General features: G+C 47.5%; 6 protein-coding genes. All 6 read right to left on the bottom strand.

Going from position 1 to position 24,680, the window contains the following annotated elements:
- Nucleotides 1-10: 10 nt before the first annotated feature.
- From MHB71_RS02665 to MHB71_RS02640, 6 genes are read right to left on the bottom strand one after another with little or no spacing between them, the layout of a single operon-like run.
- A complete protein-coding gene (locus MHB71_RS02665) occupies nt 11-1,330 on the bottom strand; it encodes an aminotransferase class III-fold pyridoxal phosphate-dependent enzyme (RefSeq protein ID WP_036668522.1) in 1,320 nt (439 codons plus the stop codon).
- Complete coding sequence (locus MHB71_RS02660) at nt 1,327-2,307, bottom strand: ACP S-malonyltransferase (protein WP_340028801.1); 981 nt, start codon at nt 2,305-2,307, stop codon at nt 1,327-1,329. The genes MHB71_RS02665 and MHB71_RS02660 overlap by 4 nt, the downstream gene beginning before the upstream one ends.
- Nucleotides 2,304-3,455 (bottom strand): acyl-CoA dehydrogenase family protein, encoded by a 1,152-nt coding sequence (locus tag MHB71_RS02655; protein ID WP_076328140.1) that lies wholly within the window; start codon nt 3,453-3,455, stop codon nt 2,304-2,306. Before MHB71_RS02655 ends, MHB71_RS02660 begins: the two co-directional genes overlap by 4 nt.
- Complete coding sequence (locus MHB71_RS02650) at nt 3,452-3,709, bottom strand: acyl carrier protein (RefSeq protein ID WP_036668520.1); 258 nt, start codon at nt 3,707-3,709, stop codon at nt 3,452-3,454. Before MHB71_RS02650 ends, MHB71_RS02655 begins: the two co-directional genes overlap by 4 nt.
- Entirely contained in the window at nt 3,706-7,902 is a 4,197-nt protein-coding gene (locus MHB71_RS02645) for a beta-ketoacyl synthase N-terminal-like domain-containing protein (protein WP_340028800.1), read from the bottom strand. The genes MHB71_RS02650 and MHB71_RS02645 overlap by 4 nt, the downstream gene beginning before the upstream one ends.
- Nucleotides 7,892-24,667 (bottom strand): amino acid adenylation domain-containing protein, encoded by a 16,776-nt coding sequence (locus MHB71_RS02640; protein WP_340030121.1) that lies wholly within the window; start codon nt 24,665-24,667, stop codon nt 7,892-7,894. The genes MHB71_RS02645 and MHB71_RS02640 overlap by 11 nt, the downstream gene beginning before the upstream one ends.
- Nucleotides 24,668-24,680: the final 13 nt, after the last annotated feature.

The raw sequence follows: 24,680 nt of genomic DNA, 5'->3' as shown, positions 1-24,680 counted from the left end.
TGAGCTACCATCAGATCAGCTCGTCGTAGATCTCTTTCATTTCTGCAAGTGCTGCAGGGACACGCTCACGGAACCAGGCAACATCTTGCATATCAAGCAGGATATTCGGATACATCCGCGAGAGCGTAGATACCAGAACACCGTGCTCAGCAAGCTTGCTATTTAACAAAATATCAAAAGACATCAATTCAAACGTATAATCAGCCGTATCCGTAAGCGGCTCCGTGCAGCAGTGATAAGAAGCACAGCCAGACGGCCCTTGAACAATTAAAGGCAGACCTACCTTCACTGCTTCCTGGCAGAGTATGTCATGCATCATCTCAGCGTGGCGGTTCATGCTGTGCATCGCCTGTCCTCCATTGCGTCCCAACATTTCCAGCGTAGCTTTTACAGCAGCTGTACCTAATGGATAGCCATTAAACGTACCCGCATGAATTACTTTTTTGTCTACAAGCAACTTCATGATATCCGCTCGGCCAACCAGGGCTGACACTGGAACTCCGCCACCCGCGATTGCCTTCCCAAGTGTAGTCAGATCAGGCGTTACACCGAATAACTGTTGGGCACCACCGAGACCCATACGGAATCCTGTTATAATCTCATCAAAAATGAGCACGACCTGGTACTGATCACATAACTGTCTGACTTTTTGCAGATAACTTGGAGCAGGCATGACTCCGCCTCCATTTACACAAACCGGCTCCATGATTACTGCTGCAATGTCGTCTCCATGCTGGCGAAATAGTTCCTCCAGACGGGGTGCGTCATTCCATGGCAGGAGGTAGGATTGAGATTCCATTGCATCCCTTGCCCTCCCCTTTGTTCCTTTCATGTCACCAGGATAGTCTGAAGGTACAGGCAGACCTGTACGTGCAGTCTTGCCACCCATAATATTGTCCGCATTGCCATGATAATGGCCTTCAAAACGTACAAAGCGATTTTTACCTGTCCACGCCCGGGCAAGACGAAGTGCATTCTGGACAATCTCCGTGCCTGATAACCCAAAACGAATCATCTCTGCTGAAGGTACATATTGATGGATCAGTTCCAGAGCCTCTGCATCCAGATCGCAATGACTTACGGAAAGAACACGGTCAATGGTATCCTTCAGACACTCGTTATACTCCTCGTTGCCGTGGCCAACAATGAGGGCACCAAAACGGGCATATAGATCCAAATACTCGTTGCCGTTCATGTCCGTCACTCTGCTTCGGGAAGCATGCTTGAAATGGAGCGGCGTCTCTTCCCAAGGAAGGTGGAAATTATAGTGCACACCTCCAGGAAGCCATTGTTTCACCCGCTGATTGTACTGCATCATCTCCGTGATCATCCCTTATCGCCTCCCCCACTTGTCTGGTTTACTGCTTCATATCGGTCCAGTAACCTGGACCAATCTTGCGGATCATCCAGCGAATAGGCTGCAGGCAAGGTCTTATTCTCAGCCAGCATATTTCTTACGCTCTGGCCTGGACCGATATCGATCCATACCGTCGCTCCCAGATTTTGAACGCGTGCCAATGCCTGATTCCAGCGAATGGGTTGCAAAAGCTGGCTGCTCAGCAGCTTAGGAATGTCCTCGGCTCCGCGAATGAACTCACCATGTACTGTAGAGCAGATGGGAAACACCGGTGCAGAGAAGGAAATCCCTGCAAGCATCTCTTCAAGCTCAGGCTGAATGAACTGCATCAACTCGCTATGATAAGGTGCATCTGCCTTCATTGGCATCATGCGAAAAGGAATGAATTCCCCACCGTAGCCATCCACCTGATCATCCAGCAATTTAAGACCCTTCGCAGTACCTGCGACGACAAACTGTCCCGGTGAATTATAACCGGAGATCGTCACATACTCGTTCTGACGAATATTCCCGACTAATTCTTCAAGCGCTTCTTGGGTTACATCAACGACAATACCCGCTCTTCCTTTTTGCTCCTGAATGGAGCGATGCATCAACGCACCACGCTGAGCTGTAAAACGGATTCCATCAGCAAATCGCAATGCTCCCGCCGCTACTAAAGCCGAAATCTCCCCCAAACTGTGACCTACTGCATAATCTGGAGTCATTCCAGTCCGCCGAACAAATGAGTCAAATAAAACGTAGCTTGCCGTCAGTACAGCAGGCTGAGCATATTCAGAGACCGTCAATTGATCCAGGGTCCCTTCCATAACCAGTGCCTTCAAATCAAATCTGATCACCTCGCTCGCTTCCGCAAAGATCTGATTCGCCTCCGGATCACTGTCCAACAACTCGCTGCACATTCCGATATACTGGCTTCCCTGCCCGGGAAATAGCGCACAGAACGTCATACGCTACCGCCACGCTTGTAATAGGCTTTTAATCCGTAATGCGAGATCATCTCCTGCTGCATCTGAGAGGAACCTTCAATAATCTCCAGAATTTTGGCTTCCTTATACAGCCTGGCAACAGGATATTGGTTACTAATTCCGTTCGCACCATGAACCTGTAGCGCATCACTTGCAACTTCAACAGCAACTTTGGACGTAAAATATTTGGCGATCGTTGTCTCCATGGCGGCCTGCGGGTCCTTGGCTTCTCTCAGCTCGGCTGCCCGTAAACATAATGCTCGTGCTGCATGGACTTTTGTCACCGCATCTCCAATCATGCCGCGAATCAGCTGAAAATGACTCAGCTTCTGATCAAATTGCTTCCGCTTCCTTGAGTAAGTCACCATGGCATCCAGCGCTTCCTGCGCAATCGCCAGCCCTGCCCAGGCAATGCTATATCTGCCCTGGTCCAGCGCCCCGGTTACGATGTACTCAAAACCTTCATTCAGACGTCCAATAATGTGATTCTTTGGTACACGCACCTCATGGAGATCAATCTCAGCTATACCTGTCTCTCCCGCAACCATGACACCTTCAATAGGTTGGGTCTGTACACCCTCAAACTGGCGTTCGACCCAAAAAGCAGTGCTTCGTCCCTGATTCGAGGCAATAATGATAAATACATCTGCCAGATGTCCAAACGTGATCCACTTCTTTTTTCCATTCAAAACATAACAGTCCGATTCTTCTCTCCACTCGGTCTTTACACTTTTGGCATCCGAACCAACTTCCGGTTCAGTCAGGCCAAAGGCAGCAATCCATTCTCCCTTCACCAACTTGGGCAGCCAGGACGATTTTTGCTCAGGCGTTCCGAAACGTACCAAAGTTTCACTTACAAGGGAAGTATGTACCGTTAACAAGCTGCGAACGGCTGGAAGAGCCTTGCCAAATACTTCAGTCAACAGCCCGTACGCCTTAGGGCCGAGACCCATGCCGCCATATTCAGCCGGGATCGAGGCAGCCAAGTAACCTTTTTCAGCCATGGCACGGATCAATGTTCTGGGAATGGCTTGCTGTTCTTGAATCTGTTGAGCATAAGGACGAATTTCACGGGCAGCAAACAATTCAGCTTCATGAATGATCTCTTGCTCTATATCCGCTTCAATCATTCGGCAACCCCCTCTTGAAGAAGAGATTCATTGAGATAAGCGGCGAACTCGGCAATTGTTTTGTATTCAAACAACGCAACCGGACTGATGTCAACTTGAAGATGCTTACGCGCACGGTTAATGATCTTGAGCGCCTGCACAGATGAGACACCAATTTTCAAAAAATTCATCTCTTCATCGATGTCCTCTGGCTCCTGATTCAACGCTGCAGCAATCTCGCTTTTAAGAAAAAGCTCAATTTCTTCTTTTGTCATATCATGACCTCCGTTCCCTGATTCACATCTATCCAATGTACATACGGCTCGAATGGATGTGCTGGCAGATGTACAATCTGGCCAGAGCCATTCGGATGTAACTGTTCCCAATCCAGCGCAGCACCACGTACATAAAGCTGTCCCAGTAATAAAGCAAGCTGATCCTCCATGGTAAGTGTCGGCTCGGCAGACAGGCGGATGATGCTCTCCTTGCCACTGTATTCGAGCTGCTGAACTGTCTGATCTGCAGCAATTATAATTACAATGTCGGCGTTTGCCATCTTGCCAGGTGTGTCTTGCAGACTGTCTAACGTCACTCTGTTGTTCACTGGAATGGATTGGCTTGCATGAGCGCTGTGATGTTCCTCGCCATCCAGATGTAAACTGGATACAAGTTCCTCTCCTGTAGCTATTCCTCGAATCTCTTGAATGGAAGGGACCAGACGTACAAGTGTCTCAAGCAAAGTCACCCAGTAGTTCAAGGTTGATACGGTATCTTCATTAGAATCGTCTGGCCTGATAACCTTACGAGCTTGAGCCTCATCTTCTCCGCGAATCTCATGCCCCCCAACCACAATATTGACACGAGCAGCTCGGTTTCTAGGCTTGAAGCCAAATTCCATCTCTTCGATGTTCCACTCTCCGGTTGAGCTGACAGCTACTGCTGCACGATACCGATAATGTTTTCTATATCTGTTCCGGGTAAAACAAAGATCCTCTAGTGCCAGGTCCGCATGTTTCTTCACATATTGCTCCGTGTTATCAATCAGCTTTTTTAAAGCCTGCTCTGATTTCGCAGAGAACGTTAACAACTGGCCGCGTGCCGGGGCTTCTGCACGGACAGGGGCTTTCCATTCCTCTAGCACAATGTGGGCATTCGTACCTCCCAGGCCAAATGAACTGATGCCTGCCTTCCGTGTTTTTCCTTCAGGTACATCCCACGTTTTATGCTCGCTAACGATATGGAACGGCGATTGCTCCAGTCGGAGGGCCGGATTCGGATTATCCATATGCAGACTTGGTGCCAGTTCCCCATGCTGCATACTGAGAAGAACCTTGGCAAGACTGGCTCCACTGGAGGCTGCAAATAAATGACCAATATTGGTTTTGACTGAACCTAATCCAATCGAATTATCGCTTGTATATCCCTTTTCCCGGAACAGTCGGAGCAAGGCATTCACCTCAATTGGATCTCCAATCCTTGTCCCCGATCCATGTGCTTCAATATAAGAAATCTCGCTCGGGTTTAGGTTGGCATCGCGATAAGCGGCACGGAGTACCTCATATTGCCCCTGAGGGTTGGGTGCCATAATGCCCAGGGAATATCCGTCGTTATTCACCGCTGTCCCGCGAATCACACCATAAACATGTTTATTGTTGCGAATTGCCTCTGTTAGCGGCTCCAGATATACAACAACAGCACCTTCTCCCAAGACTGAACCATCTGCTTCCCGGTCAAATACCTTCGTATGTTGAGTGGAAGAACAGATTCCAGCATTGCGTGATAGTTGATGAACATGCGGTGTAGCCAAAATGTTCGCTCCACCTACAACTGCCCCAGAGATACGCTTGTCCTGAATGGCCGCCACAGCTTGTGTCAGTGCTACCAGAAAAGAAGAACATGCTGTATCTATGGACAGTGCCGGCCCTGTAAAATTGTACATGTGTGAAATGGAGGCCGCTGCAATATTGGACATATTGCCTACCATAGCGTGAGAATGAACAGCCTTTCCAAGACACCGGTTCATATAATCAATAACCAGATCGAAGTATGTGCTTGGGTTAATCCCTACATACACACCCACATCACGCTTATCCTCATGGTCCACGAGCATACCCGCATCCTCCAGCGCCTCATGAGCAACTTCCAGCAGCTTGCGATGCTGCGGATCCATAAATGCAGCTTGTTCAGACGGGATTTCAAAGAACTCATGATCAAACGTATCCGGTTGCTTCAGTTCCCCAATCCAGTCATCCCAACCGGGTTGCTTGGAACGTGTTGCACGCTCTAAGCTAACCCGGTCAACACTATCTAACCCGTTAACCAGATTGCTCCAGAACTGCTCTTGGGTGTCGGCATCAGGCAGACGCAGAGACAGCCCGGTAATAGCAATAGCACGATGTACATTCAGGTGATTATCTGTTGTTTCAGCTTGTTCAAAGTCCTTCGTTTCTGCTGGAAGGTCCTGCAGATATTCCACCATCTCACGTACTGTACTGCAAAAAACAAGTAGTTCTTGTCCTAATTCACGTCCCATATGTGCAGACAGCTTGTCAAGTAATTGATAAGAGAGAATGGAATTGCCTCCAAGTGCGAGAAAAGAAGTATCCATCTCAATCTTTCCTGCGGGCAATTGAAGAATTTCGGCCCAGGCCTTGCGTACGGTATACTCCAAAGACGATGCGGAAACCGTCTCGTGTTGTTGTTGCGTGTTTTCGCGAATCAGCTCTTCAATGGCCTCGATGTCCTTGGTAAATACTCCACGCTCATATTCGTTTCTCAGCATGAAGCGCTGGACCTTACCACTCGTCGTTTTGGGAATAACCTTGATTGGGAGAACATGGGTGATCTCAATACCCAATCCAGCCCTCATACGTTGGATCAGATCCTGACGTACATCCAGAAACTGTGGAGCGCTCGATTTGTATTTAACAAATACAAGCAGCTCCTCTACTTGTTTGAGGCTGTTAAAGTGCCCGACTACCGTCAGATTGCCTCTCGGAATGCTGCTATTCTGGTACAAAATTTCTTCAAGATCATGCGCATAATGGTTCTGTCCCCGAATAAACACAATGTCCTTGATTCGTCCGCTTACAACCAGGGAGCCATCAGCCATATAACCCAAGTCTCCAGTGCGAAGCCACCCATCCACATACATTTCACGATTGATCTCCGGAAGACTGTAATATCCGGAGGTTACCGATTCCCCACGAATCTGGATTTCGCCGACAACCCGCTCATCCAGCACTTCACCCTGTTCATCCGCAATCCGGATCTGAATCCCTGTCATGGGATATCCTTCATGGACAAATTCGATCACATCCGAAGTATGGCTATCACTGCTAGGTAGCTGGACTGGCACAGCCAGTCCTTCCTGCACCAGCCGTGTACGCGAAATACGTTCAATTCGTGGCTCTTCCCCCAGTCTGGAGGTACATACACCCACTGTCGCTTCTGCCATGCCATATGCAGGAAACATCATATTGGGACGATAGCCACAAGAGCTGAATTTTTTGACAAATCGCTCGATAACAGACGTTGATATAGGCTCTGCACCATTCAAGGTCATACGCAGTGAAGACAGATCCAGCGTTGAGAGCTTGGAATCCGGGATCTTCTGAACCATCCATTCGAAACCGAAATTGGTGCAGCAAAACCATTTTCCCTGATGCTCCGTAATCTTGCGCAAGAACAGATAAGGCGACCGTACGAAGGTATAAGGTGACATCACCATGATATTGGCTCCACTCAGGACGGGTGTCAGATGCTGTCCAAAAATCCCCATATCATGCGTATGCGGCAACCAGGTAAACACATTATCTCCTTCTTCAGCTCCAAGAAAAGTCTTGCATGCAATACTGTTGGCGATAATATTGTGATTGGTTAACTGCACACCTTTGGGAATTCCCGTGCTTCCTGATGAGAATTGCAGGAACACAATGTCATCAGGAGAGGTTGGGCATAGATCAGCCATCTGCTGGCCTGCTTGAAGCTGGTTCACGCTAATCAACATAAGACCTTTGAATACCGGACTTTCCCCAAGCTGCTTATACTTGGGCATGTAGGCCTCCTCGACGATAACGACTGGACGCCCGAGTACCTCCCACACTTTCGTGAATTTCTCCAGACCGGCTGAGCCTGGTTCCCAGGCAGCCGGAGGACTAACCGGGGCAACAATAATGCCCCCCAGCATACAAGCCCAAAATGTACGGTAAAATTCCTGTGACTGGTCAACTTCCAAAATAACGACCTGTCCTTGTTGAATGCCTTGCTCCTGAAGAGACTGCAGGTACTTGCGCGCCTGCATCAGTAATTCAGGATATGCTTCAAACTGTTCGTCACCTGAAGAGCTGATATAGGTCATTCCCTTTTCTGGATGAGTATCTGCAATGTAGATTAGCATCTCAGCCACTGTTGAATAATGTTCTGGCACAATCAGCTCGGGTCCTCGCTGTATGGATTTACTGGACATGTTGCACCTCCATTGCCTCATTGTGAACTACCACTCTCACATCGCTACCAAGCTTGTCATCAATCAGCTGTTTCATACGTTTGATGTCCAGACCAGCCTGACAGGCCAGTTGTACGTACAGACACTCTTCGTCGTAGCGAATAACCCATTCGAATTGGGCGAGTCCCGAATTCGAATCTTGGTCATCCGACGACTGAGACGACATTGGGATCGCTTCGCTACTGGAGATGAAGCCTTGATAATTAAACAGAATCATCTGACGCGGCTCCTGTTCTGCTTGCCTGTAGGCAGTTCCCAATTGTTCCTGTATGCCATCATATTGTGCCGAGAGGGAAGAATCATGTGTAAGTGCCATAAAGTTAATGCTGTGTTGCTTCGTAAATTCCAGACGTTCCAACAGATCTTCCTGTGTGAATTCACTGTCTACCAGCACTGGAATTAGATCTAGGAATTCTCCCACATAATCATAGTAGGATTCTTCGCCATACTCCCTTCCGTAATGCACCAGGGCTATTGGCAATTGGCTTATGTTCAGATAAGCCGCAATGATGTTGGCAAAAGTTTCAAAGCATGTCCACCACACATCTGCAGGCTCCTTCCCTGCAAGGGACAACTCGGCAGTCATCGCTGAAGGCGACAATGTTTCTGTTTCCTTCAACTTGTTCATGACGATGGTGTTACATCTATTCCATGCCTGAAGCGAAAATTGTTTCTCCATTTCATCTTCTGATACCCCTATGGGGCCTTGAGACAGAAAATTTACATAATCCTCATAATTTCGTACTTGGTACAGAAGATCACTCTCGATCTCTATACCTTGCGGTCTATATAATGCCTTCGACTCAAGTTGCTGCTTGATGATCTGGGCACTCATACCATCAAACGCAAGGTGATCAAAACTCCAAATCAACTTATGCTCTGTGGCTCCTGTACGCAAAATACACAGACGCCAAGGTAGTTCCTTCAACGTATACGTTTTGTGTAACAGAGACTGAACCAGTTTGTACTCCAACTGCTCAATCGTAGCCGAAGCATAATGACGAATATCAAGATACGGGATAAGCTGTTGCAGCATGTCCGCCGCTAACGACATATCACATGGATGCCAATACAATTGTTCTTCCTCATATATCATGCTGTGCAGCAACTGGTGCCGGGATATAACCCCAAGAATCAGGTGTTTTACAGCTTGTTCATTCAATTCGCCTTCCAGCGTTGTTGTAAATCCGCTTGCTCGTGAAGTCGTAGAAGCATGTGCTTGTTGAATTGGAGATAGTGGGAATTGCCCCATAGGGGTCATGCCCGCCATAAAAGATGAAACCTGATTGCAGCTGTTTAAGACATGCAGGACCAGGCTGTCCAGTTGTTTCTCATGAAGTATTATGTCCTGTGGTATGACTATCGGGGACTGAATATGCAGGCTATCTTCGGACCAAACTGACGCCGGAGGATTAATGTCTACCAATTTGGCAAGTCCTCTAACTGTCGGATATTGGAATAATTCGTTCACATTGATGGCAATTCCTTCTTTTGCCAAAATTTGAGTGAATGCAATCGCTTTGAGCGAATGCCCCCCATTTTGAAAGAAGTGATCTTCCACACCAATGCCCGGATTACCCAAGATCTGTCGCATGGCGGCAAGAATGACACGCTCTGTTATTGCCCGAGGTGAACTCACTTCCAGAGACCTCTGCTGCTCTTCAACCAAATGCTCGGACAATGCTCTTCGGTCCACTTTGCCATTGGCATTAATCGGAAGATGATCCATTCGAATAATTCGTGCAGGCACCATGTACTCTGGCAGCTGCTGGTGAAGTTCTCTTCGAATATACTCAGTATCTGCTCCAGTATCGGTTGTATAAAAAGCGGCAATGTATAGACTTTCTGATGGTTCTGTAACTGTCATGACAAAGGCATCACGAACTCCCGAAAGACGCTCCATGCAATTGCCTATCTCCGATAACTCAATGCGGAAACCTCTAATTTTGACCTGGAAATCCGAACGTTCAATAAAAATCAGACTGCCGTCAGCCAGACGTTTGACGATGTCACCTGTCCGATACATTCGTTCTCCCTTGCGGAAGGGATCATTAAGAAAGTGTTTTCGGGTAAGATCCTCACGGTTAAGATATCCAATACCTACCGCATCCCCACTGATATACAGTTCACCTGGAACGTTCGGTGGCACAGGCTTCAGCTCATCATCCAGAACATACAAGGCTGTGTTAGACAGGGGCTGACCTATGGGCAGTGAGCCAGTATAAGGCTCTGTTTGCTGTAATAAGTGGTAGGAGGCAAAAAAGGTTGCTTCCGTTGGCCCATATCCATTTAACAGCCTGCCCGGCCCCACGCATGCAAGCGCTTTGTTGGCATGACTCACCGATGCAGCTTCACCACCAAACATCACTCTACGCACATTCTTCAAGCAATCAGCATCCCAATCCACCAGCATATTAAACAAGGATGTTGGAATATAAAATACTGAAATCCGTTGCTGTTGGATGACATCCGCCAAACGAGCCATATCCAAAATGGTCTCTTTTGAGATTAATACAAGAGTAGCGCCATTTATTAATGAAGCAAAAATATCGAAAATGGAACCGTCAAACGCATAGTTAGAAATTTGCAGGATACGATCCTCTGGCACAACGGTGACAAAATTGCTATTTTTCATAACTTTGGTCACATTGCGATGACTCATCACAGTCCCTTTTGGGGTTCCTGTTGACCCTGATGTATAAATGATATAAGCCGGGTCAAGAGCGGTCTTGTTCATATGTTCAACAGGCTCCTGGATGTCTCCTGAATCAAATGCTGCCAGTTCATCTGCCGGCACGATACAAGGAACTACAGATTGCCACGTGGAGGCATACGCCGCTTCAGTCAATAACACAGCCGCATCGCAATCTTGCAAAATAAATTCAATTCTCGATGGAGGCGAAGCCGGGTCAATCGGAACATAACTGCAACCCACTTGGAGTGTAGCAAGAATACTGATCATCTGGATCGGTCCACGGTCCAGAATGAGAGCAATACTAGAGCCTGATTTCACCCCTTGTCCAAGCAACCTGAACGCCAGCCACTGAACACGGTCATACAGATCCGCATAGCTCCATTCACCGCCTTCCCAGACCAATGCTGTCTTCTGTGCATGCACATGAACTTGTTCCTCGAATAATTGGGAAATGGTCGCATCTCGCGGATACTGGGCGGCATTATCGTTGACTCCGTACAGCAGCCATTCCTCTTCCTCCGGTGTAGTGAGCTTAATCTGACCAATTCGTTCATTATCCCCTGTTGTGATCTGAGACAGGATGTACCGGAATTTATCCAGCATCAGTTCCATGGACTCGGCTTTAAACAAATCTGAGCGATAGTCAATTTCAACCGTGTAACATTGTTTATGTTCGACCAGTGTCCAAGTCAGATCAAATTTGGCATCCACCTTACCTTCGACCCATGGTTCAAGCATCAGTTCCCCGGCTTCAGGATCATCGGTTCCCATATTAATGTAATTTAGCACCACATCAAATAGGGGGTTGCGGCTTAAATCACCGAATAGACCAAGTTGTTCCACCAGTGCTTCATAAGGATATTGTTGATGCTCATAACAGGATAACAGCTTGCCTCGCATCTCATTCAAATACGCCTCTGTGGACCATTCTCTGTCCATACTGGTGCGAATGGCAAGCATGTTCACAAACATACCCATAACGTTATTGAGTTCTGGCTTCTCACGCCCCGCAACCGCTGTACCAACGACCAAGTCGTCTTGACCCGTATACTTCCAGATTAATAGATTCAAAGTTGCCATGAACAACATGTAGGGTGTAAGCCCTTGTTGAGTACAGAAGTCATTGACCTGTGTGCTTAACGACTCACCAAGTTCAATGGAACGTCTGTCTCCGCTGTAGGATGACGCACCATGTCTTGGGAAGTCTGTAAGCAATTCAACCGGTGCAGGCATGTCCTCGAATTCCCGTTTCCAAAACTCGGCGTCTTTAACAGATCGTCCATGTGACGCAGCTTCATCACGCCATTCCGCATAATCCTTATACTGAATGTCAAGAGATTGCAATGTTTCTCCTCTGTACATGCGTGCAAAATCCTGCATCAGGATCGCAATGGAACTCTGATCCGAAATGATATGATGCATGTCGATGAATAAGATGTGTTCCTCTTGAGAAAGGCGAATGAGCTTAACACGAACCAATGGTGCGCTGGTCAGATCAAAAGGCTTGATCCATTCCATGACCTGCTCTAACCCTGCCGTTTCTAATTCCAGCAATTCTACCACGCTTGGAACCTGATCCTCGACAACCTGGAAAAGCTCACCGTCAATCATTTCAAATCTGGTACGGAATGCTTCATGTCTCTCTACCAGTGCATCCATTATTAATCTGAATTGCGTAGGGTCAAGTTTTCCCCTTACCCTATAGGAGCTGGCGAGATTGTACGCCGTACTCTCACCTTTCATCCACTCATGCACCACATACATTCTTCGCTGTGCAGAAGTGGTCTTATATTTCTCTTTCTTAGTAACAGGCAAGATTGGGTTCACTGAATCAGAGTCACTTGTAACCTGATGTTCAGCAATCCATTGAACCATGTGTTCAAATACAGAATGATCAAAAACCTCTTCCAGCCCCAAATTCAGTCCAAACATTTCTTTAATCCTTGACGCCAAGGAAATCGCTTTTAATGAATGACCTCCAAGCTCAAAGAAATCATCTTCAAGGCCGACTGCTCCATTACCAAGCAACTCCTGCCACAATTGCGATAATACATGCCTTATCTCATCATCAGTCCGTTGAACCCTGACTTTCCCGGATGGAGATTGGTCTAATGCTGCGATAGAACCCGCTGCAACCTGCGACATACCTGCAAGCTGATACAACGCAACATCATGTTGATGAACAATGGGGTCAAAGGAATACGTCGGCAGCGAGATTTTTTGCCTACGCCCCGTTCCGTTTAACTGTTCCCAATCCAACTCCATGCCAGAGCACCAGCAAAAAGCAAGTACTTTCATTAAATACACGTCTGCCTCAAGCAAGCTCTGACGATCTCCAGTAAGAGCAATGATGTTTGGCTCTGAAAATGAATCCGGAGCTATTTGGTCTGTATCCTGCAGCTGATTCGAAACGATCCACAGCGTATGCCCAGCAGATTCAGAAAGCGTCTTGCGATTTAGCAGCGTAAACAGGAAATTTGGAGATAACAGTGGTGCAATACTCGACGCAAGGTCTGTTACAGTTGCATCTGTCATCCTTCCTGTCAAAGCATCTGACAATGCTCCTTCTTCTAGTGACCAATGCTCCAGATTGTATAGAAGCCCCACGGCATGTACTGGATCAAGTGCATCACTAATAACCAACCCCACGAGTTCGCCAACGCCTTGTCCACAGACAGCATCTGGCTTGACACCAAGCTGCATCACGGTTTTATAAAGAGCATATTGCACAACAAAGCACTGCATGCGCTCAAGCCTTGAATCGATTAACGATCGCCCTATGCCTTGGCGGATGGCATACTGTTCCTTGGACTCAAAGAGGTCCAGTATCTCTTCAAAGTGCTGTTTGAATATCTCTGAGACCTGGCTGCGATACACAGAAGCATATAGTTCCCGAATCTTGCGCGCTTCCCAACTTGCATTTCCGCTGAGATAAAACATGACCTTAGGCTTCCCATTCATCACACTTGCCTGTGTCTCAAACTCTACAGACTGCTCGCTTGGCGGAATATAACCGTCTACAACGATTAGTGCTTTACGATGAACGAATCTGCTTCTTCCCTTCTGTAGCGTCCACGCAGCATTGGACAACTGCTCTGGCAATGCATGGATCGCCTGTAGAACCGAATCGTACGTGCGTTCCAGCGCAGATTCACTTTTGGCCGAGAAGGGCAGCAGAAGCAAAGATTCATACTTGGCTTGGCTCTCTTGGACGGGCGGTTGCTCCAGAATGACGTGAGCATTGGTCCCCCCGATCCCAAACGAACTGACACCTGCTCGCAGGATACGCTTCGCGTCTTCTAATGGCTGTGGCTCCTTGTTGATATAGAAGGGACTATGCTCCAGCTCCAACATCGGATTCGTCCGATTCATGTGAATCTGTGGCGGAACCACCCGGTGATAAAGCGTCAGTACGGTTTTAATAAAACCGGCGACACCTGCTGCCGCATCAAGATGCCCAATATTGGCTTTCACAGAACCTAGAGCACAATAATTTCTACGATCTGTTCCCCATGACTGCCTGAGCGCTTCAATTTCAATCGGGTCCCCCAGTTTGGTTCCTGTTCCATGCGCCTCCAGATAGGAGATCTCTTTTGGAGACACTCCCGAACGATGCAGGGCTGATTGAATAACCTTGACCTGCCCGGCCACACTCGGTGCCGTATATCCAATCTTGTCCATGCCATCATTATTTATCGCTGAACCTTTAATGACTGCATAGATATGATCTCCATCTCTCTGCGCGTCGCGGAGTGACTTGAGCACAACCATTCCGCATCCATTACCAGACACCGTACCAGATGCCTGCTCATCAAACGGTCTGCAAAGACCATCCTTTGAATAAATCATGCCTTCATGCCAGTGATAACCTTCTTTGAGCGGATAGGAGATAGAGACACCTCCCGCAAGTGCCACATCACACTCCCCCCGAATCAGCGATTCAGCAGCTTGGTGGATAGCGACCAAAGAAGTCGAACATGCGGTCTGTACGGCCATACTCGGCCCTCTCAGATTTAATTTGTGAGATACTCGGGTTGTAATATAGTCCTTTTCATTCAAAGTCATGGCTTCAAAAGCCTGTAGCAAATTACCGGAGCGACCGAGAAATTGCACCATCCATGGTAAGCTCAGTCCACTTCCGGCAAACAATCCTATAGCTCCCTCATAACTGTAAGGATCACACCCGGCATGCTCAAGCGCCTCCCATGAGCACTGATGCAGCAGCCGTATTTGCGGATCCATCATGTTGGATTCCTGATGCGGATATTCGAAAAATCCGGAGTCAAAATACTCAGTATCTTGCAGTACACCTTTGGCACGTACATAATCGGGATGTTTGAAGTCTTCCGGTCGTACACCCGCAGCGGTTAGATCCTCCTCATTCAGACGGGTGATACCGTCCTTACCTGCCATTAGGTTATCCCAGAACTCCTCAATATTTCTTGAGCCGGGAAAATGCCCTGCCATACCAATGACTGCGATATCCGACGAAGAAGAAATTCTGCTACTGTGTTCTGAAGCAAACGGAATACTCTGTTCCGGTCTGCTCTGCTCCACTTCGCTGTGTCCAACTGTGCTCATCACATACTCTTTTGGAGCTGTTGTCGGCTCCGGGTTCGTAACAGGATATCCAGCCGAAGCGATATGTCCGCTCTCCTCTTGTACCTGTTGTGTAACTGTCGGCAGCATCTGCTCAGCCACCAGATGATTGACCAGTGATGCAATGGAGGAATGCTCAAACAATTGCACCAGCGGAACGCTTTTATCCAGATAGGCATTCAGGCGATTATTGATCAGAATAAGCCCCAGTGAATTGCCTCCGATGTCAAAAAAGTGATCATGGATATTAACCGTATCCAGATTCAATATTTCCTTCCACGTTGCAATGAGCATCTGCTCCAGGTCAACTTTTGCCCGCTCCATTCCTTGAATCGATGAGCCATAAACCAGAGCCGGGTTATCCCTCTCTCTCGTTTCAAAATCAGCCAGACAAAGGGCATTGCGATTCAGTTTGCCATTAGGCAGCACAGGCAGATTTTCCAGACGAATCAAGCGAGAAGGCATCATGTACTGTGGAAGCCGCTGCTTTAACCAGGTCCGAAGCTGTACATCTTCATCTTCCATAACGGAAGGCCCAATCCCAGGCTTCAGACTGTAGAAAAGAATTAATTGCAATGAATATTGCTCGGCCCCTTCTACCTTAACGACAGCTTCTCTTACACGTTCATAATTCATCGCTGCCTGCTCAATCTCGTTCAGTTCAATCCGGTAACCCCGAATCTTCACCTGCTGATCCAACCGTCCCATTAACTCAACATCCCCATCCGGCAGTATACGGGCCAGATCGCCAGTTCGGTACAAACGGCCTCCCAAAACATTGGAGTTTGCAATGAATCGGGCATCGGTCTCAGCAGCATTGTGCAGATAACCGCGGGATAATCCTTTTCCTGCAATGCACAGCTCTCCATAACTTCCAGGTGGCAGTATTTCACCTTCATCATTCAGAATATAAATTTCTGTATTGGTAATGGGCTTGCCAATGGTAATCGCGGCTGTGTCATTCAATTCTTTGGTCGTTGACCAGATCGTAGTTTCCGTTGGTCCATACATGTTAAAGACTCGAGCAGGCGTAAGCCGCTTCAGATCGGTGAGGAGTCCCACAGGGACATTTTCCCCTCCGGTAAGAACACACCGCAGATTACCCAGCGCCTGAGCGAATTCCGGGTTTTCGACAAATGCCTTAATACGTGAAACCGTGCTAAGAATGTGTGTAACACCATGTTCACGTATTCGACGTGAAGCAAGAGCCGGGTCAAGCTGCTCCTGCTCATTGGCCAGATACAGCGAATATCCGGTGCATAATGGTGTCCACACTTCAAATCCGAAAATATCAAAAGATATGGTCGTTACACTGATGATGCGATCTGTCTCATGTGCAAAAATATGTCGGTGCCTGATGTCCTCAACAAAATTGACCATCGCCTCATGAGTAATCATCACCCCTTTGGGACGACCGGTCGATCCTGAGGTGAAAATCACACAGGACAGGTCCGAAGACAGGAAGCTGATGTCCGGGTTAACGGATGAGCGCACATCCTGGGCAGTTGGATCATACACGAAACGCTCTCCGCTAAAAGTCACTGTGCCTTCTTCATCAGGCGTACACAGCAATACGTTCATTCGGCTGTCTTCAATCATATTCACGATGCGCTGCGGCGGAAAAGCAGGGTCCAGAGGCACATAAGCGGCCCCAGCTTTCAGCACTGCCAATAGCATAATGATCAACGATTCATCTCGTCTGGATAATATGCCTACAGGTTCATCCCGGCGCACACCTTGATCAATCAGCTTCCAAGCCAGCGTATTAGCTTTTTCATTAAGCTCCCTGTAGGTAAAAGAGGCTCCGGATGATACAAGGAGAGCTTTCTTGTCTGGTGTGTGTTCTGCCTGCAGCTCGAACAGCCGATGCAGACCCACCGCAGGAGTGTAATCCAGACGTGGACCAGCAAGCAGATGGACTGAGTGCTCATGAGAAATGTTTCTATCAAACAGTTCGCTCAGAGACAGACTAGGCTGTTGTACAACCTCTTGGCAGAGTCCGATAAACTCCTGCATCATACCTTCAACTGTGTCCCGGCGGAACAGATCCAGCGAGTATTCGATATATCCTTCAATCACCTGCTTCTCCCTGTTTTCTTGACAGGTCATTAACAGATCATAAGTAGACGTACCCGTCTCCACCGGAAAAGAACTGAATTGCAAACCATGAAGTTCAAGTCCATGCAAGTCCATGTTCTGATAATCAAAACAAACATCAAATACCGGATTTCGGTTCAGCTCACGTGTCACGCCCAGTTGTGCCACAAGCTCATTAAACGGATATTCCTGATATGCAAAAGCATCCAGTGTATGTTGTTTGAGTTCGCGTAAAAAATCAGTGTACGTACGATCAAACGTTGGAAAATTCCGCATCGCAATCATATTGACAAACATGCCTACCGTCTCTTTCCACTCCTCTTGCATCCTTCCTGCAACAGGCGTTCCTACCACAATGTCCTGCTGACCTGAGCGGTGTGCAAGAAGAAGATTCCACACACTTAGCATTACCATATACATGGATGCTTCCGATGAGGAAGCCAGCTCATGCAAGTGTTGTGTCAACGAACGATTCAACGTGAAATGGAGACGTCCCCCTTGCATGGATCGCTGTGATGGACGCTCATGGTCAAGTGGAAGCTCCAGCACAGGTAAAGAAGGGCCAAGATGGTCCAGCCAGTATGTTTGATGTGAATTGTATTCATTTGAAGCGAGACGCTGCTGCTGCCATACCGCGTAATCTTTGTACTGCAATCGGACTGCTTGCTCTTTGCCAAAATATAAATCATTGAAGTCACGAGTGATGATTTCGACAGATGTACCATCCGCGATAATATGGTGAATATCAAAGAATAGCAGGTGCTTGCGCTCGCCTATCTTAATCAGTTCAACCCGCATAAGCGGAGCACTCCCCAGATCAAAAGGACGAATCAATGTCTCGATCATCGCAGGCAACTCTTGGTCATCTGCCACATGTTGCTCTGCATAACCCATACTTAAGCGAACCGAAGGTTGGATGATCTGAACGATCTGACCACCCCGTATCTCAAACGATGTTCTGAGCGCCTCATGATGTTGCATCAACTTCTGCAAAGCAGCCTCAACTCTTATACGGTCCAATTCACCTTCAATAATGGTTGCAGACGGTAGGTTGTAGGCCGTATTGCCTGGATCAAGCATCGCTTGTGTGAACATACGCATCTGTGCAGAAGAGATTGGATACGCATCCATAGTGGGTGCAGATTGAATTATCTGTTGGTCCACTTTTGGTTTCGCCATGACATAGAGATGCTCCGCCAGTTGAATAGGCGTTGAATGATTGAAAACATCTGCTACCTCAGGCTGAATTCCTAAATGAGATCGGATCCATGCAGACAAGCTGACTGCTTTGAGAGAATCTCCTCCAACCGCAAAGAAATTAACCTCTTCATCTAGATCATCGATGCCAAAAATCGTTCGATATGCGTCCAGGACAATCTGTTTCAGTTGGTCTGAACCACCAGTATAAACTGTCCCTTTTACTAGAGTAGAGCCACTTCCCTTACCCTGCTCTGCATGCTGCCTATCATCCCCGGTACCCATTCCTTGCGCTGCTGATGAGCCAGAAAGAGAAACACCGACAGGATAGGATTGTTTGTTGAAAACATAAGTAGGCAGAGAGCATTTGCGTCGTACCGTCTGCCCTTTGAGCACCTTCCAGTCCGGTTCAATGCCTTCGCACCATAACTCCGCAAGTCTGCGGTTCACATAGATACTGTCCTGCTCCGTCTCCCTTACGTGACGTAGCATATTCAGTACCGTCTGGGAATCTCTTGATAGACTGTGCTGTCTGGCAAAGGAGCTTAGCGTTCGTCCTGCACCTACTTCAATTAATACAGCCCGTTCATCCTTTAACACTTCAGCCAGGTTTGATTCAAACAACACCGGCTGTAAAATATGACGGGACCAATAGTCAGGTTGTGTGATTTCATCTCCAAGCGCCCATTTTCCACTGGTATTGGACAGTAATGGGATCTGTGGCGTATGAAGTGAATGCTCTGCTAAATAACGTCTAAATTCCTCAGCGGCCTGATTCATCATTGGCGTATGGAATGCATGGGAAGTCTTCACACGAATGCACTTCCAGCCCAGTCCTTCAGCCTTGGCTTCCATCCGTGAAATGGCTTCAGCTGTCCCACCAATCACACTGGAACCTGTAGTATTCACCAGGGCAAGCCACATGTCTTCCTCCAGTTGTGACTTCACCTGCTGTGCATCCGCCATAATGGCAAGCATGACCCCGGGTTGTTGTTGCTGCATCAGACGTCCGCGAAGTCGAACTAACTTGACGGCATCTCCGAGTTCGAATACACCCGCTACCGCTGCGGCAGCCAACTCACCAATGCTATGCCCGATCATGCCATCTGGCTTGATGCCCAGGTCCAGCAGCGACTTGGCCAGCGCATAACTTGTCATGAACAGTGCGAATTGGCTGTACTCTGTCTGGTTTATTCGCTCAGGCTGCTGATCCCCGTATACAACGGACAGCATATCTTCTCGTTCTTCCGCAGGCAGAAAGTCCAATATTTCCTGAATATAACTTCTGAAGATTGGAGCCAGGCCTGCTTGCTCTGTAGATCTGTATAGTTCTGCACCCATTCCCTGATACTGACTGCCCTGTCCGGGGAACATAAAGTATACGGGACGAGTGCCTTGAGCCGAATGGTATACCCGTGCTTTCGCCAGCTGCTGTATCAGCTTGTCCGGATTATCCTTCCATGTCTTATCCAGAATGAGTGCCTTACGATACGCAAAAACAGATCTACCTGACTGCAAGGTCCACGCTGCGTTCGATATAGATAGCTCCGGCTGCTGAGTCAGATGTTCCATAATCCGTTCAGCGGTGCGGTTCAGCGAGTACTCTGTTTTGGCGGAAAAAAGCAATATATTTACGTCATCATCCGGGCTGCACTTCTCCATCTCGGGAGCCTCCTCCAATACCATGTGAGCATTCGTGCCCCCCACACCAAATGAATTGATTCCTGCGCGCATGACTCCAACTTTGCCCTGTTTCCAGTCCACCCCTTGTGCATTAACTTTAAAAGGCGTATTCAAAAAATCAATTTTGGGATTAGGCTGCTCATAATTCGCTGTTCCAGGGATATAACCTTGTCCAAGACTGAGCGCTACCTTGATTAAACCAACCACACCTGCGGCAGTATCCATATGTCCCACATTGCCTTTGACCGAACCCAGATAACAAAATTGCTTTTGGTCGGAAGCAAAGGCCCGAGTTAACGAGTTTACTTCAATTGGATCACCAAGCAACGTTCCCGTACCATGTGCTTCGATATAACTCACCGTTTCCGGGTCTACTCCAGCTACCTTATAAGCATCCTGAATGACTTCAGCCTGTCCGCTTACGCTAGGAGCAAGAAAACTGAGTTTCTCTTGTCCGTCATTGTTAATTGCTGAGCCTTTGATGACCCCGTAGATATGATCTCCGTCCCGCAGAGCATCGGTTACCCGCTTCAGCACCACAATTCCCATACCATTGGAGAAGACGGTTCCACTGGCTGCCGCATCAAATGGACGACAGTGTCCATCTATGGAGAACATCATGCCATCCTCAAATATGTAACCCCCTTCATTGGGCAACTCCACGGTGATCCCACCAGCCACGGCCACATCACATTCTCCAACGATCAAAGATTGACATGCCAGATGAGGTGTAACCAATGAAGTAGAACATCCCGTCAGAGCGGTATAGGCCGGCCCTTTTAAGTTCAGCTTATAAGCCATTCGGGTAGCGAGAAAATGATTGGTGCTGAGGGTGAATGCTTCGTATTTACTGCTATAGTTAGCATCGTTAAAAAGCACTTGACGGTACCATTCGAAGTCATCGGACCCGCCAAGGAACACACCCACCTTACCCGCTTCATCCGGTCTGCAGCCCGCATCCTCCAGCGCTTCCCATATTCCCTGATACAAAAGTCTGAATTGGGGAGACATCATTTTGGCTTCACCGGGAGTATAGTCAAAGAACCCTGCATCAAACTCATCGATGCCGTTGGCACGTCCTTTTGCCTTGACATAACGAGGTGAACGCAGCAGTGCTTCCTCCACGCCAAGCTCCCTCAATTCATCATCACTATAAAAGTGAATGCTTTCCCGCCGTTCAACAAGGTTACTCCAGAACTCCCTTATATCCTCAGCGCCCGGCACATTCACCGCCATGCCCACAATTGCAATGTCCTCACGCATAATGCCGTCTTTTCGTTGAAACAATTGTTCCCTTTCAGTCGGTATCCGAACTCCCTCATCTTTTGGTCCTAGCGCTGCAAATTGACGCAATGTCGGGCATTCGAAAAAACGAGGAACAGGGAACTCCACATCGGTATAATGCTTAAGTTTATTGTGAGCCTGAATGACAGAAAATGAATTTCCGCCCAATTCGAAGAAATGGTCATCGCGCCCTACTCTCTCAACACCGAGCACTTCGGCCCACACTTCGGCTATAACCTTCTCAAGCTCAGAAGACGGGGCGGTATAGAACGTACTGGAAGCGTGAGCATGCGTGATATCTGCCATGAGTGCCTTCCGGTCAATCTTCCCACTGCTATTCAATGGAAATTCGGATTTATGTACAAAAACGGATGGTATCATATATGCCGGTAACAAACGAGACAGATGCTCTCTCAATTCGACAGAAGGCAGTTCCTGCTCTGACAGATAGTAGGCATACAGCAAGCCGGGCCTACCTTCAAATGATTTCATGACTACCACGGTCTGGATGACACCCGGATAGGATGACAGGGTATTCTCAATTTCGCCTGTCTCCAGTCTGGCCCCCTGAATTTTAACCTGAAAATCAATGCGTCCCAGATATTCGATCGTACCGCTTGGGAGTGAACGTACCAGATCCCCTGTGCGGTACATGTACCTGAAGTGCTCTGCGTCCTGTCCTTCCTGAAAGAAAGGATTAGGGACAAACTTCTCTCGGGTCATCTGTTCCAGATTCAAATATCCACGTGCAAGCCCAACACCGCTAAGACAGAGCTCCCCTGGAATACCTAACGGCTGAAGCTCATCATGATTTCCGACGACATACCATCTGGACTCATTGAGCGGGTAACCTATCGGTACATTGCCCAAGCCTTCGTAATGGCTTAATGGATAATGAGAAACCCATATGGTGCATTCGGTTGGACCATATACATTTTCAAGACTTGCTCCAATGCCTAACCTGTTAAATTTCTCAATGATGTCTGGCGTGACTGCCTCTCCGCCAACAAACATCCATTTCAGCGTTTCCAATGCTGACAGATCGGAGCGAAGCTCCATCGTTTCCAGAAAAAGACGGAATAACGTTGGAACAAAGTTGATGTGTGTAACCTTATGTGATGCCACCGTAGACACAATACGAGCAGGGTCTTTTTCTGCTCCAGGCTCAAGAATACTTAGTGCGCCTTCACCCATGAACCAGCCGAAAAGTTCCGTGGCCGAAACATCAAAGGTATATGCCGTTTTCAGCAAGTAAACATCCTGCGCCTGCATTGGAAAACGACGCTCCAGATCAAGCAGTGTATTGACTACGCTATGATTTTCAACCATGACTCCTTTTGGCTTACCTGTTGATCCGGACGTATACATGATATAGGCAAGGCTATGCGGATTCAGCGCCTCTTCAAGATTTGAGACATCCCCCGAATAGGCCTGATCTCCCTCAACGTAGATGTACTGGACATCCAGAGTCTCGTCATCTTTTTCGGGCTGCATAGCCAGCACGATGGATATGTCTGCATCCGATATAATATAGTCCTTTCTGGACAAAGGATAGGAAGGGTCTACAGGCACAAAAGCACATCCGGCTTTTAATACAGCCAATAGGGCAATGACCATATCCGAGGAACGTGACATCTGCACGCCAACTGCTGCGTTATCACTTTTTTTACTCGCAACGATCTGCCTAGCCAATTGATTCGCTTTTGCGTTGACCTGCGCATAGGTCTGATGCTGCTTCCCTTCCATTAGAGCTACCCGCTCCGGGAAACGTGCTACTTTATCGTGAAATATATCCATAATATGTTGTGGAGTGTAGGGAAAATAAGAAGTTTGATTGAATCGGTACAGTAGGTTTTCTTTCTCATCCTGCATCAGGAGGCTGAACTCCCTGATTTTTTGTTCAGAATTGGTTACTAGTTGATTCAGCAAATATAGAAATCGTTGGCCCATTCGCTCCATTGAATCTTCACGGAACAAGCTCGGTTTATATTGCAGCTTCAACTGAGCACCTTGCGGTAAACGGCTTAACACCACCATCAGATCTCCTGGAAACGTAACCTTATCCTGATCCAGAATACGAGTTCCGAGCATATCTTCCTCATAGGAATCATAAACAAAGGAGATATCAAACAACGATGGTGATCCGGGTTGAGCCTGTAACATACTGTCTCTGACAATGAGGTTATTGGGATATCCGATGTTCCTGTACGTATCCATCCAGGTTGTGGCTACTTGTTGCAGCAGAGGTTTTAGAGTTGATTCGAGGTCAATATGGAATCGCATAGGCAACATATGGACAAAACATCCAATCGTTTCTTCCAAGTCCATACCGGGACGATGAGAATATGGGGAGGCAAAGGTGATATCGTCTGTACCGACATATTTACTCATAAGAATGCCAAAGGCACCCATAAAGAACATAAAAACGGTTACTTCATTATCTTTGGACATCTGTGTAATATCAGCCATTAACGATTCCGAAATATCAAATCGCAGTTCATGACCAATCCCTTCTTGTACAGAACCTGCTGGAAAGTCGTGCTTTAGAGAAAGAGGTTCCACTCCCTTCATTTTGTTCAACCAGTATTCCCGCTCTTTGGAGTACTTGTTTTCGTGCAGTTTCTTGTTCTCTGCCTCAACATAAGAGATGAATCCTTCATCCAGCTTGACATCCACAGGCTGATCTTCAAGAAGACACGTATATGACTGGATAAGTTTGTTTTTCATCAGTTCAAGCGACAAGCCATCACATATTAAATGATGAATACATAAGGTCAGAATATATCGGCTTTTATCCATCTGAACAATCATTATACGGAACAGAGGACCTTTCTCCAGCTCAAAAGGTGTCCCGATGCATTCATCCACCAGTGCTACTAACTGTTGTTCCTTTGGATTCTCCTGATTCTCGCTACTTAGGTCCCACAAGGCAAGTGAATAATCCATATCTTCATGAACGGATAACACGGGTACATCATTTTGAATCTCAATCCGAGTACGCAGCACCACTTGCTCATACATAAGCAATTCGATGGATTGGCGAAATATCTCCATTTGAAGATGATCAAATTGCATTGAAGCTGAGATGTTATACGAAGTGGGATCATTCACCTGACAATCAAAATAGATTCCCTTTTGTGTTTCGGAAAGTTCAACGTTTTTTTGTACCATCACGACCACACCT

It is taken from the genome of Paenibacillus sp. FSL H7-0940 (assembly GCF_037979415.1).
Lineage (GTDB): Bacteria > Bacillota > Bacilli > Paenibacillales > Paenibacillaceae > Paenibacillus > Paenibacillus amylolyticus.
Note: the sequence above shows the minus strand (reverse complement) of the source record. Positions and strands in the feature narration are given on the sequence as shown.